We start from the raw sequence: 667 nt of genomic DNA, 5'->3' as shown, positions 1-667 counted from the left end.
CTTTTTTTGGGCTATTTTTCCACTGTTCTTACATGTTCCTGCAGGAATCAAACAGATTTCGCTTGGGAAAAAAGTTAACGAAGCGTTTGACTTGGTGACACAGAGCAAAGTGCTCTAACAAAGCATTTAAGAGTGATTCGCAACGCGTGACTCTGTAACGAAAATCACCTCCCCCTATTGATTAATGTATACCAATTTCATAGAACCACTTGAAGATGTATACATTAATCAGAATCCAAATTTATGCCTGAGCCACACTCAAAATCGGTGTCTATTATTCCTATTATGTTAAACGGGCGAGTTAGCTATCAAAAACAGCCCTTAGAACGCCATCAGAGGCTCTAGGCACGTTTTTAAGCACTTACTATGCCCTACTGACCCAGAAATCGGGCTGAAAGTTTGTGACGCTTTTCAGGCGATTTACAGGGCAAAGATGGCGCTGTTCGTTTGAAACAAAAAACGCCCTCTAAGGGGCGTTTTTCTAGGTTTTATCAAAAAATTAAGTAATTTAAAGATGCAACATTGGGTTCATCTGTTGGTGCAAGATCCGGATAACAAAGATATCGAACTCTCGAACTCGATAAAAAATGGCGTGTTTCTGATGATCATGACGACGTACGCCAGAACGAAGTTCGGAACAATCTCGACCAATGAATGGTGCCTCTGA

Annotated in this window: 1 protein-coding gene; it reads right to left on the bottom strand. The window is 40.9% G+C overall.

Features of this window, described 5'->3' with window-relative positions; translation table 11 throughout:
- Positions 1-508: 508 nt before the first annotated feature.
- Positions 509-652, bottom strand: a complete 144-nt coding sequence (locus tag R7Q09_RS26070; RefSeq protein ID WP_248351923.1) for a type II toxin-antitoxin system RelE/ParE family toxin — start codon at positions 650-652, stop codon at positions 509-511.
- Between the last annotated feature and the right edge of the window lie 15 nt (positions 653-667).

The organism is Vibrio sp. 2130-1 (genome assembly GCF_033339515.1).
Note: the sequence above shows the minus strand (reverse complement) of the source record. Positions and strands in the feature narration are given on the sequence as shown.